A 921-nucleotide genomic window follows, 5' to 3' on the forward strand; every position below is an offset into this window, starting at 1 on the left:
TTCTTCGTTGTCGGCGAGCCAGCGTTCGGCGTCGATGGCGGCCGAGCAGCCGCTGCCCGCGGCGGTGACGGCCTGCCGGTAGGTGCGATCCACCAGGTCCCCGGCGGCGAACACCCCATCAATCGACGTACTAGTGGTGCGGCCCTGCACCAGCACATAACCCTCAGGATCGGTCTGCAAAACCTCGCGCACCAACTCCGAACGCGGGTCATGCCCGATCGCCACGAACACCCCGGTCACCGCCAACGTGGACACCGCACCGGTACCGGTGTCACGCAACCGCAACCCCGTCACCGTCTGCTCACCCTCAACCGCCTCGACCGCCTTGTTGGTCAAGATGGTGATCTTGTCATTCGCCTTCGCGCGCTCCAGCATGATCCGCGAGGCCCGGAACTCCTCACGGCGATGCACCAACGTCACACTGCGGGCAAACCGCGTCAAAAACGTGGCCTCCTCCATCGCCGAATCCCCACCCCCGATCACCGCGATGTCTTGATCCTTGAAAAAGAACCCATCACAGGTCGCACACGAGCTCACCCCACGACCCAGCAACTCCTGCTCACCGGGCACCCCCAAATACCGGGCGGCCGCACCCATCGCCAAGATCACCGACCGCGCCCGCACCGTCTCACCCTCAGACGTGGTCACCGACTTGACCGGCCCCTGCAACGACACCGATTCGACGTCTTCCATCCGCAGATCCGCCCCAAACCGCAACGCCTGCTCACGCATCTGATCCATCAACTCCGGACCCGTGATCCCGTCCCGAAACCCCGGGAAATTCTCCACCTCGGTCGTCGTCATCAACGCCCCACCAAACGACGTCCCCTCAAACACCACCGGCGCCAACTGCGCCCGCGCGGTATACAACGCCGCGGTATACCCAGCAGGACCCGAACCAATAACGATCACGTCGTGGAC

The 921-nt window shown here is 64.2% G+C and carries 1 protein-coding gene; it reads right to left on the minus strand.

Annotated features, from left to right (window positions below):
- Window positions 1-921 (minus strand): thioredoxin-disulfide reductase (gene trxB, locus A5708_RS02315; RefSeq protein WP_155765850.1); only part of this gene is annotated, 921 nt, incomplete at both ends.

This window comes from Mycobacterium colombiense, from assembly GCF_001672755.1.
Classification (GTDB): domain Bacteria; phylum Actinomycetota; class Actinomycetes; order Mycobacteriales; family Mycobacteriaceae; genus Mycobacterium; species Mycobacterium colombiense_C.